The following is a 14,611-nucleotide window of genomic DNA, read 5'->3' on the forward strand; positions in this document are numbered from 1 at the left end:
CGATGTTCATGGGCATCTACATGCGCTACATCCGCCCGGGCCGCATCGGTGAGATTTCCGTGATCGGCGTATTGCTGCTGCTGGGGTCGATCTGGCTGGGTGGGCAGATTGCTGCGGATCCGGTCTGGGCCAAGGCCTTCACCTTCAATGGCGTTCAGATTACGTGGATGCTGGTCGGTTACGGTTTCGTGGCAGCTTCGTTACCGGTCTGGCTGATCCTGGCACCGCGTGACTACCTGTCGACGTTCCTGAAAATCGGCACCATCGTGGCCCTGGCGATCGGCATCCTGATCACCATGCCCGAGCTGAAAATGCCGGCGCTGACCCAATTTGTCGATGGCACTGGCCCGGTGTGGAAGGGCGGTCTGTTCCCGTTCCTGTTCATCACCATCGCCTGTGGCGCGGTCTCGGGTTTCCACGCGCTGATCTCCTCCGGCACCACGCCGAAACTGCTGGATAACGAGGTTAACTCCCGTTACATCGGTTATGGCGCCATGCTGATGGAATCCTTCGTGGCCATCATGGCCATGGTCGCCGCATCGGTGATCGAGCCAGGCGTGTACTTCGCCATGAACAGCCCCGCCGCAGTTGTGGGCGGTGACGTGATGGCTGTGGCGCAAACCGTCAGCAGCTGGGGTTTTGCAATCACCCCGGAAGCGCTGCAGGCAGTAGCGCACGACATCGGTGAAACCACAATCCTGGCCCGTGCCGGCGGTGCACCGACCCTGGCGGTCGGCATCGCGCAGATCCTGCACAGTGTGCTGCCGGGTGAAAACACCATGGCGTTCTGGTACCACTTCGCGATCCTGTTCGAAGCGCTGTTCATCCTGACCGCGGTGGACGCCGGTACCCGTGCCGGCCGTTTCATGCTGCAGGACCTGCTCGGCTCTTTCGTCCCATCGCTCAAGCGCACCGAATCCTGGACCGCCAACCTGATCGCCACCGCCGGCTGTGTGGCGATGTGGGGTTACCTGCTGTACCAGGGCGTGATCGATCCGTTGGGTGGCATCAATACCCTGTGGCCACTGTTCGGCATCTCCAACCAGATGCTGGCCGGTATCGCGCTGATGCTCGGCACCGTGGTGCTGATCAAGATGAAGCGCCAGCGTTATGTGTGGGTCACCTTGTTGCCTGCCGTGTGGCTGCTGATCTGCACCACCACCGCCGGCTTCATCAAGCTGTTCGACGCCAACCCGGCGATCGGCTTCCTGGCCCTGGCGAAAAAATACAGCGATGCCCTGGCCAACGGTCAGATCCTCGCCCCGGCCAAGGACATCACTCAGATGCAGCACGTGATCTTCAACGCCTACACCAACGCCACGCTGACTGCGCTGTTCCTGTTCGTGGTATTCAGCATCCTGTTCTACGCACTCAAGGTCGGTATTTCTGCCTGGGGTACGAAAGAACGCACGGACAAGGAAGCGCCGTTCCAGGCGCTTCCGGATGCGTAACCAGAGGATTGCAGCATGTTCAATGACCTGAGTCGCCTCGGTAAATACCTCGGTCAGGCAGCGCGCCTGATGGTCGGCATGCCCGACTACGACAACTACGTCGAGCATATGCAAACAAAGCACCCGGACAAACCGGTGATGAGCTACGAGATGTTCTTTCGGGAACGCCAGGAGGCTCGTTACGGTGGCAAGGGTGGGCCGAAGTGTTGTTGATACAACACGCCTAGGCGACACACCACTGTAGGAGCCCGGCTTGCCGGCGAAAGCGATCTTCCGGACGCCTTCGCCGGCAAGCCGGGCTCCTACAGTTTTATCAGCGCATGGGAGATTTTCGTTTTGCTCACTCCAATCCCGGTCACGATCCTCAGCGGCTTCCTCGGCGCCGGCAAAACCACGCTGTTGCGCCACCTGCTCAAAGCCGAGCATGGGCTGAAAATCGCCGTGATCGAAAATGAATTCAGCGACGCCGGCATTGACACCCAACTGTTGGGTGACGAGCCGGTTCAAGTCATGACGCTGTCCAACGGCTGCGTCTGTTGCACCATCCACACCGACCTGACCAAGGCCCTGTATCTGCTGCTCGAACGTCTCGACAGTGGCGAAATCGCCTTCGACCGCCTGGTGATCGAGTGCACCGGCCTCGCCGACCCGGCTCCGGTGGCGCAAACCTTCTTCATCGACGAGGAGCTGCGCGAGCGCTACATCCTCGACGGCATCATCACCTTGGTGGACGCGGCACACGCCGAGCAGCATCTGACCCAGACCATCGCCCAGGCGCAAATCGGTTTCGCCGACCGGCTGCTGGTGAGCAAGCGTGATCTGGTGGACGAACCTGCGTTCACCGCGTTGAGCGAACGCCTGACCCGTATCAATCGCCGTGCACCGATCCGCGTGGTCGACCACGGCAAGATCGACCTGGCCGAACTGCTCGACGTGCGTGGTTTCAATCTCAATGCCGATCTTGGTGGTGGCGTGAGTTTGCGCCCGGTCAGTCAGGCGCCGTCCGTCGACCGTATTTCCAGCCTGGTGCTGCGCACCGACAAGCCGCTGGATATCGACAAGCTCAGCGAGTTCATGAACGAACTGCTGGAAGACCACGGCAAGCAACTGCTGCGCTACAAGGGCGTTTTGAACATCGTCGGCGAACCGCGCCGCATGGTGTTTCAGGGGGTTCTTAAGTTGTACGGTTTCGACTGGGACACCGAGTGGGCCGACGATGAAGCGCGCGAAAGCGTGATCGTGTTCATTGCCGATGATTTGCCGGAAGAAAAGATTCGCCAGGGGTTCGCTCGAGTGGCGGCGAACTAACCGGCAATACGCTTGCGGTTGGAGAGCGGTTGAGCGTTCAGCAATACCGCCTCCAGATAATCCAGATGCCGGTTAAGTAATGTCGCTGCCATCACGGCATCCCTACGCGTTAGCGCATCCACTATTTTCTCGTGCACCTGCCAGGCGCAATAGTCCTCCCCGCACACCTCAAGTTGCGCAATCGCCAGCGAACTCGCTGGCACCAGGCTGCCGAGAAAATGCGCCAACGGTGCATTGCCCGCCATTTCTGCCAACTGTAGGTGAAACTCTCCTGACAGACGTATTGCCCGGCCACGCTCAGTGCATTGACGCTCGCGATCGACCAACGCGCTCAGGCGCTTCAAGGCTTGCGTGCAGGGCCGCTGGCAGGCCAGCTTCACCAGCATGAGCTCGGTCAGTCGCCGCGCATGCAGCGTTTGCCGAACTTGATCGACATTGAGCGCCGCTACACGGGGGCGATGATTGACCCGCAGAATAATGATCTGCTGATGGGACAGTCGCATCAGCACATCACGCATGTCACTGCGCCTTGCACCGAACATTTGCGCCAGGCTTTCTTCGGTAAAGCGACTGGCCTCATGGATGCGCTGTTCAAGAATGGCGTCGAGGACCCGCGAGTACAGATCATCCGCCGCCGGTGGAAAGGGCAGGGTCGTAAGCGTTTGCGGTGAAACGAAGCTGTTCATGGCCAATCTCCAGTTCGAAGAGGGTTCAACTGCCAAGGTTGTCGTCCGGGATGTTCAGTTCAATGCCCATGCGCTGGCCCTCGCGAAGGATGTGCCGACGCATCTCGGCACTGGCCTGGGCGCTGTTCTTGCTGCGGATCGCCCGCACCACCGCTTCGTTTTCTTCGAGGCGTTCGGCCAGATGTTCCGGGGAATTGCGCAGCACTTCGGCGCTTTGTTTGAGCGCATTGCTGGTCTGCTGGACAACGCTCTGGAAGATCGGGTTCGAGGTCAGGGTGAAGAGTTCTTCGTGGAACGCAATGTAGGCGCTCACCCCGGCTTCGCTGTCGTTGGCCTCCAGGGCTTCGCGCATGTCCATCAGGGTCAGGCGCAGTTGCCCGACTTCCTTGCTGCTGATCGACTGCGCCACCAGACCGACGATGAACGGCTCAAGGGTGTAGCGCAGTTGCAGTACGTCTTCCAGGCTTGCGGCGGCCACGGCACTGTCGTGCTGTTGGCTGTCGGCAAGATTGGCCTCCAGGACCACCACCCCTTTACCCGGCATGGACCGCACCAGACCGAGGGTTTCGAGCACGATGACGGCTTCTCGCAGGCTGGGGCGGCTGATACCCAGTTGTTCGGCCAACTCGCGTTGCCCTGGCAGCATGTCACCGGAACGCCACTGACCGCGGGCCAGCGCGGCCCGAAGTTTTTCTACGACTGAATTTACAACGGTCGACGAGGTAATCACTGTTCGCTCCATGAGCTCAAAAACGGTTTGGCCATGCCTGCCCGGGAGCAGGCACGGCGTTCATTCAAAATTCCTGCTGATGGGCCGCAGCCACCGGTTTTCTCGGCTGGAAGGTATAACCCACCTGGCCGGAAAGCACTTTGTTCGCTCGCTCCACATCGATGTCTTTTTCCCAGCGAGCGATCGCCACGGTGGCCACGCAGTTGCCGATCAGGTTGGTCAGGGCCCGGCCGATCCCCATGAACCAGTCCACGGCCAACACCAGCACCAGGCCCACCACGGGAATAGCCGGGATTGCCGTCAGCGTGGCCGCCAGAATCACCAGGGCCGAACCCGGGATGCCGTGTGCGCCTTTGGAGGTGATCAAGGACACCAATAGAATCGTCAGCAAGTCGGTCATGGCCAGCGGCGTACCGGTGGCATTGGCGATGAACACGATGGCCAGGGTCAGGTAGATCGAGAAACCGTCGAGGTTGAACGAATATCCGGTGGGAATCACCAACCCGACCGTCGAGCTGCCGATACCCAGATGCTCAAGCTTGCGCATGATTTGTGGCAGCACAGCGTCTGACGAGGCGGTGCCCATGACGATCAGCAGTTCTTCGCGCAGGTACTTGAGCAAAGGCCACATCTTCAGGCCGGAAAGACGCATGACCAGGCCGAGAATCAGCGCCACGAAGGCCACGCAGGTCAGGTAAAACAGGCCGACCAGACTGCCCAGATGCTGCAGCGAGTCCAGGCCGTATTTGCTGGTGGTGAAGGCGATCGCGCCGAATACGCCGATCGGTGCCAGTCGCACGATCATGCCCATGATGCGGAAGATCACATGGCTGAGTTCGTTGATCAGTCGCGAAATGCCCGACGCCGCTTCTCCCACCAGATTCAGGGCGCTGCCGAACAACACCGAAAACAGCAGGACTTGCAGGATGTTGTTATCGGCAAATGCACCGATCACCGAGGTCGGAATCAGGTCCATCAGGAACTGTGTGGTGGTGTGCATGTGCTGGCCGCGCTGGGCGATATCGCCCATGTCAGCCGCAGAAAGCTGTTCCAGATGAATGTTCGCGCCACTGCCGATACCGGTGCTGAAGGCGAACACCAGGCCGATCACCAGGGCAATGGTGGTCAAGACTTCAAAATAGATCACGGATTTCAGGCCGATACGGCCGACCTTCTTCAGGTCGCCGGCACCGCTGATGCCGCTGACCACGACGCAGAACACGATCAGGCCGATGAGCATCTTGATCAGCTTGATGAAACCGTCCCCGAGGGGTTTGAGCTGAGCGGAGTATTCGGGAAGGGTCAGCCCGCAGACGATGCCGAGCACCAGTCCGAGAACCACTTGGAGGAAGATTGAACGCGAGCACCATCTGAGCATGGGAGGAATCCTGGTCGGTGTCCTGGCTGCCGAGTTTGAGGGCTTTCGGCTTCAGGACTTAATTATTGTGGTCTTACCGGTATGTCCAGTGCAGGCGCAGTCTAGGCGTGGACTTCGGGTGATCGCAAGGGAAAATGTTGAAATTGGCATGACCGGTCTTACCAGTTGAATGGCAAGGCCCGGTCTTGAGCGGTTTGGGTCTGTGAAAAAAATCGAATCGGGTTCAAGGGGGAAGTCGAGGCGCTTTCGGATCAGTTTTAGACTTCGTCCGGATTGTCGACATAAGAGGCATTGCGCTCGATGATGTTCAGGTGAAAGACCACGTTGCTCCCGCCTCCGCCTGCATTGACATGATGACCATCGTGGGAATAAATATATTTCGTACCGGTAAGCGGGACCCCATGAGTGGTCTGGATCGTTAAGGACAATTTATTGGAAGAGATGTCATCCAATGTAATCACGTTGCCGTTTTTGTCGAGAAGGTTGAAATTGGCAGCGTCTTTATTTTCTGTTGCAATAATGGTTTTGTATTTGTTCATGCCGAGGATGCTTCCGTAATAGGCGCCTGGCGTGCGTATGTAAATATGGTAGTGGTTTGCGGTGCACCTGAAATAAAATCTTAAAGTGTCGTGGGGGGTTTTGCTGTCCGCAAAAAGATAGTTGGAAATATCTAGTGTGCCTTCGTACTTATAATGCTTAGGGGGTTGCATGGTGACTTTTTTGTTATGGGTCAGTCGAGGGAAGTGCAGGTGACCGAAATTGGTGGACAGTTCGGCAATGAAGGATTTTTGACGATCGGTGCTCATTTTATCTTCCTTGATAAAGTTTCAACTGTTGGTTGGAGTTACTTAGATTTCATCTGGGGTGCTTAGGTAAGTCGCATTTCTTTCATGAATTTTCAATCTGCAAAGCAGGGGTGTCTGTCCCTTGTTGGCGATGTATGTGTACTTTGAGCCGTATAGATTTTGGCGGTGGAGGAGGCCGGATCCACTGACTTGGATGTAGGTCTCCAGGCTGTCTTCCCTGATGTCGTCCAGTGTCATAGCCCTGTTGTGACGATTGATCAAGTTGAATGTCGTGGAACCGGCAATGGGGAATGCGCCGACAAACCCGGATGTATCGACACTGATGCACTTTCCGAAATACGGGCCTGGTGTCCGGATATAGAGTCTGTAGCCATAATTTGTATATCTGAAATAGAGTAATAGGCCGGGTATGGCATCTGCTGAAATTTCAGGGTGCAGCCCAAGCCGGTGGGAGTCGTCTCTGCGTGGTGGTGGGCCGGTAAAAAAGCCACCACTGGCAAATACACTACTGGCGATGGCTGGCTCGCCATGTAGCAAGTCGAGAAAGTGCAACGGTATGTTGTCTGTGCCTAGTGTCGCAATAAATGATTTTTGCCGGTCTGTAGTCATTGTCTTGTCTCGCTATTCGTTTGGTTGTAGCGCTTGTTTGAGTGGGTTTGTGCTCAAGCTGAAAGTGCTTTCCTTGGAATATAGCGATTCTAATAAAAGTGGCGTGATTTAAATTAAGGCAGGGTTTTTCCAGGGTTTTATTAAATGGCTGGTTGCCGTTTTGTTAGTTTGTCTGGAATGTCGACGTCGCGGGTTATAAAAGAATTGACGCATAAAAAACCCGACCACAGAGGGTCGGGTTTTTGTCTGGCTCGGTAAAGCGCTGTAATTAAGCGCCGTACACCGGCAGCTTCTTGCAGATCGCCTTGACCTTCTCACGAACGGCATCGATCACCGCTTCGTTGTTCAGGTCCGCCAGGATGTCGCAGATCCAGCCGGCCAGTTCCTTGCACTCTGCTTCCTTGAAGCCGCGAGTGGTCACAGCCGGGGTGCCGAAGCGCAGGCCGGAGGTGACGAACGGGGAGCGTGGGTCGTTTGGCACGGAGTTCTTGTTCACGGTGATGAACGCTTTGCCCAAGGCGGCGTCGGCATCTTTACCGGAGATTTCCTGCTTGATCAGCGACAGCAGGAACAGGTGGTTTTCAGTACCACCGGAAACCACGTCAAAACCGCGCTCGATGAACACGCCGGCCATGGCCTTGGCGTTTTTCACCACTTGTTGCTGGTAAGCCTTGAACTCAGGCTGCAGCGCTTCCTTGAAGCAGATCGCTTTAGCGGCGATCACGTGCTCCAGCGGGCCGCCCTGGGCGCCTGGGAATACGGCGGAATTCAGCTTCTTCTCGATGTCGGCGTTGGCGCGAGCCAGGATCAGGCCGCCACGTGGACCGCGCAGGGTCTTGTGGGTGGTGGTGGTCACCACGTCAGCGAATGGAACCGGGTTCGGGTAGACGCCAGCGGCGACCAGACCGGCCACGTGGGCCATGTCGACGAACAGGTAGGCACCCACCTTGTCGGCGATTTCACGGAAGCGTGGGAAGTCGAGGATCTGCGAGTAGGCAGAGAAACCGGCCACGATCATTTTTGGCTTGTGTTCAACAGCCAGGCGCTCGACTTCGTCGTAGTCGATCAGGCCGTTGGCATCGATGCCGTACTGGATGGCGTTGTACAGCTTGCCGGAGGACGAAACGCTGGCGCCGTGGGTCAGGTGACCGCCGTGGGCCAGGCTCATGCCCAGGATGGTGTCGCCAGCCGACAGCAGGGCCAGGTAAACGGCGCTGTTGGCTTGGGAGCCGGCGTGTGGCTGAACGTTGGCGTAATCGGCGCCGAACAGTTCTTTTGCACGGTCGATGGCCAACTGCTCTACGACGTCGACGTACTCGCAACCACCGTAGTAGCGCTTGCCCGGGTAGCCTTCGGCGTACTTGTTGGTCAGTACCGAGCCTTGAGCTTCCATCACCGCGGGGCTGGTGTAGTTTTCCGAAGCGATCAGCTCAATGTGCTCTTCCTGGCGCTGAGCTTCTTGCTCCATGGCGGCAAAGAGATCGGCGTCGTACTTGGCAATAGTCAAATCACGGCTGAACATGGCGGTCCTCAAGGATCGGGGGCGGAAAAGGGGGGCATTCTAACCCAATGGGTTTTGGAAGGCATATGAAACGACATCATGTCGCAGACAAGTGGGCTTCATGACGGGATCAGTGGTGATCGTGCTGGCCCAATCGCCAGCAGGCTGGCTCCCACAGAAGTCGCGACAGCCTGCAAATTCCCTGGCCGACCTAAATTCTTGTGGGAGCCAGCCTGCTGGCGATGGCATCCCCACAAAATTTCAGTCGAACATGAAGAGGGCATCATTGCTGAACTGCACTTCAAAGGTATTGGCTGGCATTGGCCGCCCGAACAGGTACCCCTGGACCTCGTCGCAACCGTGTTCCCTGAGGAAATCAAGCTGCTCCTGGGTTTCCACACCCTCGGCGATCACCGCCAGGTTGAGGCTGTGGGCCATGGCGATGATCGCCCGGGCGATCTGCGCGTCCTGTTCGCCCGACGGCAGGCCGTCGACGAAGGTGCGGTCGATTTTCAGGACGTCGATCGGGAACTGCTTGAGGTAGTTGAGCGATGAGTAGCCCGTGCCGAAGTCGTCGACCGCGATGCTCAGGCCAAGGTTTTTCAAGCCGGCGAGAATCTGCATGGCTTCGCTGACTTCGCGCATCAGGATACTTTCGGTCAGCTCCAGCTCCAGGCATGCCGGCGGCAGGCCGGTTTCCTTCAGGATGTTGGCGATCCGTGTGCCGAGCTGGCCGTCGGAGAACTGCCGGGCGGAGATGTTCACCGACACCTTCGGCACGCGCACCTTGGCCTGATGCCAGGTCTTGAGCTGACGGCAGGCCTCGCTGATCACCCAATCGCCGACATCCACCACCAGGCCGAGCTCTTCGAGCACCGGGATGAAGTCCCCCGGCGGCACCAGGCCGCGGCGCGGATGACGCCAGCGCAGCAAGGCTTCGGTACCGGTCAGGCGTTTGCCATCGCCGCTGAATTGCGGTTGGTAATACAACACGAATTCGTTCTGTTCCAAGGCATGGCGCAGGTCGCTTTCCAGTTCCAGGCGCTCCAGGGCGCTGGCGTTCATGTCCGCCTGATAGAACTGGAAGTTGTTCTTGCCGCGTTCCTTGGCGTGGTACATCGCGGTGTCGGCGTTTTTCATCAGTTGGCTGAGTTCATTGCCGTCCTGCGGGCTCAGGGCGATGCCGATACTGGCCGTGACGAAGAACTCGCGGCCTTCGAGCACGAAGGGTTTGACCAGGCTGGCGAGAATCTGCTCGGCCACGTGAATCGCCCGGTTCAGGGCGATTTCACGGTTGGCCCGCGGTTGCAGGAGCAAGGTGAATTCATCGCCGCCCATGCGCGCGACGGTATCGTCGTCGTCGACGCAACCGAGCAGGCGCGTGGCCATTTCCTTGAGCATGCGATCACCGGCGGCATGGCCCAGGGAATCGTTGATCGGCTTGAAGCGGTCCAGGTCGAGGAACATCAACACCACCCAGGACTTCTGCCGCTCGGCGGCTTGCAACGCGGTGTGCAGGCGATCCTGGAACAGCGTGCGGTTGGGCAGGTGGGTCAGGGCGTCGTAATAGGCCAGGCGGTGAATCCGTTGTTCACTGGCCTTGCGTTCGCTGATGTCGCTGAAAAAACACACGTAACTGGCCAGGTCGCCTTCATCGTCCAGTACCGCGGTTATGCCGACCCAGGCCGGATAATGCTCGCCATTGCGGCGCCTGAGCCACACTTCGCCTTCCCAGGTGCTGTGCTGGTTCAGTTGCTTGAGCACGTAGCGCAAATGGGCTTCCTGCTGCTCGTCGACGGTGAGCATGTTCGGCAACTGGTCGAGTACCTGTTCCACGGCATACCCGCTGACACGGCTGAAGGCTTCGTTGGCCTGGACGATATAGCCGGCCGGGTCGGTGATCAGGATCGCCGAGGTCGAGTGCTCGAATACCGTGGCGGCCATTCGCAGGTCTTTCTCGGCCCGGCGTTGCTGGCTGATGTCGCGACCGACACCCAACACGCCCTCGAACGCACCGTGTTCGTCCCAGACCAATACCAGCCGCAGTTCGATGGGAATCTTGCGCCCGTCGGCGCGCAGGCAGTCGAACAGAAACAGTTGGGTTTGCACCTGGCTGCGCAACAGGGCCAGTTGTTCGGGTTTATCCAGCGCTTTGCTGACGCGATCCATCAAGTGGTAGATGCCGCTCAGCTGTTGCGGATTGGCAATGGTCGATTGCCAGCCATTCTGGAAAATCCACTCCGCTTCATAGCCCAGCACTGCCTGCACCGACGGGCTGACATAGTTGAGCGCCATGCGGTTGTCGGTGGAGAAAATCACGTCGCTGATGCTTTCAGCGAGCATCCTGTAGCGCTGCTCGCTGTCGCGCAGCGACTCACTGGCTTCAATCTGCTCGGTAACGTCCTTGGCCACGCCGATGATGCGGGTGACCTGGTCATGCTTGTCCCGTGCCAGTGCCTGCTCGCGAATGTCGAAGCGCCGCCATTCGCCGTCACGGTGGCGAAAGCGCAACTGGCACTGCATCAATTGGCTGTAACCGCCTTGCCGCTGGCTCTGGCGCGAGCGGTGGTAGTAGTCGGCATCGTCGGGGTGCAGGAGGATTTCCCAGAAGTACTCGCCCATCTGCTGCAGTTCAGTGCGGTTGTAGCCCAGCGTCTGGCCCAGATGGTGGTTGCTGAAGATCATTCGCTGGCTGATCACGTCTTGCACGTACAGGTGATCGGGCACGGTCCGCACGACGTCGGACCAGAAGCCTTCGCGCTCCTGCAGCGACAGCTCGATGAGCTTGCGGCTGGTGATATCGGTGATGCTCAGGATCACGGCCTTGAAGTCGTCCGGGTTTTGCGGCAGGCGCAACACCAGCCACAGGTGCTGGTCACGACCCCCGGCGTCCTGCAGCTTGATTTCCAGTTCAAGCTGCTGCTGTTGCTTGTGCACCGCTTCGAGGACCTGATTGCCGATGGCGCTGCCCGCCACGGGGTTGCCATCGATCAGCAGGTTCCACACTTGCTCACAGGTGTTGACGTTCAGCAGTTGCAGGGCGACCTGATTGACCTCGGTGATGCGCAGTTCCTGCAACAATTGCCGGCGCAGGTTTGGTGTCCCCAGCCAGGTTTGCAGTTGCTCGTCGCGCAGCAACTGAGCCTTGTCGAACAGGCTGCGCAGGCCCGACATGTCGAGGACGCACAGGGCCACGCCGGTGCCTTCGAAAATCTCCTGGTAGCGTCGGCGACCTTCGTGCAGTTGGCGCTGGCGACGGCGCATGTTCAGCAGGACGATGAACGGCAACATGGAAAAGGCCAGGCCCAGCAGGCATTTGCCGATGAAGGCCGGCAGCAGTTCCTCGAGTACTCGCTGACGATCGAACAGGCCTCGTAGTTGCCAGTCGCTGCCGCTCAGTGGGACGGTCAGTACGCTGTTGGCCACATCGTCCTGGGTCAGGGTGCCCGGGTTGACCTGCGGCAACGCCTGGTCGCGGCTGATGATCTGGTGATTGAAGCGGTTTTCCACCAACCACAGCGGAGCCGCCGCCGTTTCATTGAGCTTGGTCAGGGAGGCGAAAAACGTCGGTTTGAAGCGCAAGGCCCAATAGCCGCGGTTGCTGCCGCTGGATTGATGCAACAGCAAATGCACTCGCGAGCCGTCGATGGCGTTGCTGTAATAGTGGGGTTGTGCGCGACTGCGGCGCACCAGTTCCGCCAGATAGTCGGCATCTTCGCGGGTGCCAACCGTGTCACTGAGGATTCTTCCCGAGGGACTGAGCAGTGCGAGGCTCAGCAGGTCGGGCAGGGATTTTTGCAGTTTGCGCTGCAAGTCCAGTAGCTCGTCGGCACTTTGCGGCTGCTCGACAATCGGTAGCAGGTTGAGGGCGATCTGCGCGTTGAGCGCCATGTTCAGGCTGACTTGCGTGGCCAGGTCGGCGGTGTAGTCGATGGTGGCCTGGCGCTTGCTCTTCTGGGTTTCGCGCAGCTGATCCAGCAATTGCCAGAACAGCAATGCGAGCAGCAGCAACACCAGCATCGCCAAAGCGCCCTTGAGTGTGCCGCGCATGGGCGAGCCGGGTGCAACAGTCGGTGCACGGGTGATCAGGGACGGAGGGACACTGGACAAACTGTAATCCTGCGGTTTGGCTGGACTGGCGCGACGTGCACTATAAGCCGGACGCCCGAAGGGCGGCTAGCATGCCTTGAGTTGTGGCAAAGTGCCAGTCCCGCTCGGCTGGACTGCCATCTGTCATTAAGGTAGCTTTGCCGGTTACGCGGGAGCGTTCCAGCTCCTAGAATCAGACTTTTTTCAGCGCATACGCATTGGCCTCTTCAAGCGTACAGCGCGCATGGTCTGGCCAGGCCTCGCCTGCACCCTAATCATTTCATCAGTCACTGACCCAAGGTTCTCCATGGCTCAATACGTATTCACCATGCATCGGCTGGGCAAAGTTGTTCCACCGAAGCGGGAAATCCTGAAAAACATCTCCTTGTCGTTCTTCCCGGGCGCCAAGATCGGCGTGCTCGGCCTCAACGGTTCGGGTAAGTCCACCCTGTTGAAAATCATGGCAGGCGTCGACACCGAGTTCGACGGCGAAGCCCGTCCGATGCCGGACCTGAACATCGGCTACCTGCCGCAAGAGCCGCAACTGGACCCGACCAAGACCGTGCGTGAAGTGGTCGAGGAAGCGGTCAGCGTGATCAAGGATGCCCAGGCACGCCTGGACGAGGTCTACGCGGCCTACGCCGATCCGGATGCCGACTTCGACAAGCTGGCAGCCGAACAGGCCAAGCTCGAAGCCATCCTGCAGGCCAGCGACGGCCACAACCTGGAGCGTCAGCTGGAAGTCGCCGCCGATGCGCTGCGCCTGCCGGCCTGGGATGCCAAGGTTGAAGTCCTCTCCGGTGGTGAAAAACGTCGCGTGGCCCTGTGCCGCCTGCTGCTGTCCGCCCCGGACATGCTGCTGCTCGACGAACCGACCAACCACCTGGACGCCGATTCGGTTGCGTGGCTGGAGCACTTCCTGCACGACTTCCCGGGCACCGTGGTCGCGATCACGCACGACCGTTACTTCCTGGACAACGTCGCTGGCTGGATTCTGGAACTTGACCGCGGCGCGGGCATTCCTTACGAGGGCAACTATTCGGGTTGGCTGGAAGCCAAGTCCGATCGTCTGGCTGCCGAATCCAAGCAGCAGTCGGCTCACGAAAAAGCCATGAAGGAAGAACTGGAGTGGGTGCGCAAAGGCGCCAAGGCCCGCCAGTCGAAATCCAAGGCACGTCTGCAACGCTTCGAAGAAATGCAATCGCAGGAATTCCAGAAGCGCAGCGAAACCAACGAGATCTACATTCCGGCCGGTCCACGCCTGGGCGACAAGGTCATCGAGTTCAAGAACGTCACCAAGGGCTACGGCGATCGCGTATTGATCGACAACCTGTCGTTCTCCATGCCGAAAGGCGCCATCGTCGGCGTGATCGGTGGTAACGGTGCCGGTAAATCGACCCTGTTCCGCATGCTGATGGGCAAGGAAACTCCGGATTCGGGCAGCATCGAAGTCGGCGAAACCGTGCAGCTGGCCTGCGTCGACCAGAGCCGCGAAGACCTGGACGGCAGCAAGACCGTGTTCCAGCAGATCTCCGACGGTTCCGACCAGATCCGCATCGGCAACTACGAGATCCCGTCGCGCACTTACGTGGGCCGCTTCAACTTCAAGGGCGGTGACCAACAGAAGTTCGTCAAGGACCTGTCCGGTGGTGAGCGTGGTCGCTTGCACCTGGCCCTGACCCTGAAAGAGGGTGGCAACGTCCTGCTGCTCGACGAACCGTCCAACGACCTCGACGTTGAAACCCTGCGTTCCCTGGAAGAAGCCCTGCTGGACTTCCCGGGCGCCGCCATTGTGATCTCCCACGATCGGTGGTTCCTTGACCGCGTCGCGACTCACATCCTGGCGTACGAAGACGACTCGCAAGCGGTGTTCTTCGAAGGTAACTACACCGAATACGAAGCCGATCGCAAAAAGCGTCTTGGCGAAGCCGCTGCCCAGCCGCACCGGGTACGCCACAAGAAACTGGCCTGATTTGGGTTGGTTGCATGAAAAAGCGGAGCCTTCGGGCTCCGTTTTTTTTGCGTGTGTATTCACTGGCACCGAGTCTCGTTC

General features: G+C 58.9%; 11 protein-coding genes. 4 read left to right on the top strand and 7 right to left on the bottom strand.

Going from position 1 to position 14,611, the window contains the following annotated elements; translation table 11 throughout:
* From SOP95_RS25700 to yjiA, 3 genes are all read left to right on the top strand, one after another.
* Positions 1 to 1,451: carbon starvation CstA family protein (locus tag SOP95_RS25700; RefSeq protein ID WP_323608750.1), on the top strand; the 1,451-nt coding region annotated here is incomplete at its 5' end.
* 15 nt (positions 1,452 to 1,466) lie between these two features.
* On the top strand, positions 1,467 to 1,664 hold the full coding sequence (locus SOP95_RS25705; RefSeq protein ID WP_007895266.1) for a YbdD/YjiX family protein: 198 nt from the start codon (positions 1,467 to 1,469) through the stop codon (positions 1,662 to 1,664).
* A gap of 123 nt (positions 1,665 to 1,787) precedes the next feature.
* Complete coding sequence (gene yjiA / locus SOP95_RS25710) at positions 1,788 to 2,759, top strand: GTPase (RefSeq protein ID WP_323608751.1); 972 nt, start codon at positions 1,788 to 1,790, stop codon at positions 2,757 to 2,759.
* Here yjiA and SOP95_RS25715 read toward each other — a convergent pair.
* From SOP95_RS25715 to SOP95_RS25745, 7 genes are all read right to left on the bottom strand, one after another.
* Positions 2,756 to 3,445, bottom strand: coding sequence for a GntR family transcriptional regulator (locus SOP95_RS25715; RefSeq protein WP_323608752.1), 690 nt, complete (start codon positions 3,443 to 3,445; stop codon positions 2,756 to 2,758). The two genes, yjiA and SOP95_RS25715, sit on opposite strands and share 4 nt — an antisense overlap.
* A gap of 25 nt (positions 3,446 to 3,470) precedes the next feature.
* Positions 3,471 to 4,175, bottom strand: coding sequence for a FadR/GntR family transcriptional regulator (locus SOP95_RS25720; RefSeq protein ID WP_274074523.1), 705 nt, complete (start codon positions 4,173 to 4,175; stop codon positions 3,471 to 3,473).
* A 64-nt stretch (positions 4,176 to 4,239) separates the two neighbouring features.
* Positions 4,240 to 5,553, bottom strand: a complete 1,314-nt coding sequence (locus SOP95_RS25725; RefSeq protein WP_274074524.1) for a C4-dicarboxylate transporter DctA — start codon at positions 5,551 to 5,553, stop codon at positions 4,240 to 4,242.
* Positions 5,554 to 5,810: 257 nt separating this feature from the next.
* On the bottom strand, positions 5,811 to 6,359 hold the full coding sequence (locus SOP95_RS25730; protein ID WP_323608754.1) for a hypothetical protein: 549 nt from the start codon (positions 6,357 to 6,359) through the stop codon (positions 5,811 to 5,813).
* 42 nt (positions 6,360 to 6,401) lie between these two features.
* Entirely contained in the window at positions 6,402 to 6,968 is a 567-nt protein-coding gene (locus SOP95_RS25735; protein ID WP_323608755.1) for a hypothetical protein, read from the bottom strand.
* Positions 6,969 to 7,236: 268 nt separating this feature from the next.
* Positions 7,237 to 8,490 carry a serine hydroxymethyltransferase gene (gene glyA, locus SOP95_RS25740; protein ID WP_077185842.1) on the bottom strand — a complete coding sequence of 418 codons (1,254 nt, stop codon included), beginning with the start codon at positions 8,488 to 8,490 and terminating at the stop codon, positions 7,237 to 7,239.
* Positions 8,491 to 8,730: 240 nt separating this feature from the next.
* Positions 8,731 to 12,519: a sensor domain-containing protein gene (locus SOP95_RS25745; protein WP_323608776.1), complete on the bottom strand. Its 3,789-nt coding sequence runs from the start codon at positions 12,517 to 12,519 to the stop codon at positions 8,731 to 8,733.
* A gap of 346 nt (positions 12,520 to 12,865) precedes the next feature.
* Between SOP95_RS25745 and ettA the strand changes: the two genes are divergently transcribed.
* A complete protein-coding gene (gene ettA / locus SOP95_RS25750) occupies positions 12,866 to 14,530 on the top strand; it encodes an energy-dependent translational throttle protein EttA (protein ID WP_008058240.1) in 1,665 nt (554 codons plus the stop codon).
* Positions 14,531 to 14,611 lie beyond the last annotated feature (81 nt).

It is taken from the genome of Pseudomonas sp. YuFO8, assembly GCF_035065025.1.
Classification (GTDB): domain Bacteria; phylum Pseudomonadota; class Gammaproteobacteria; order Pseudomonadales; family Pseudomonadaceae; genus Aquipseudomonas; species Aquipseudomonas putida_AE.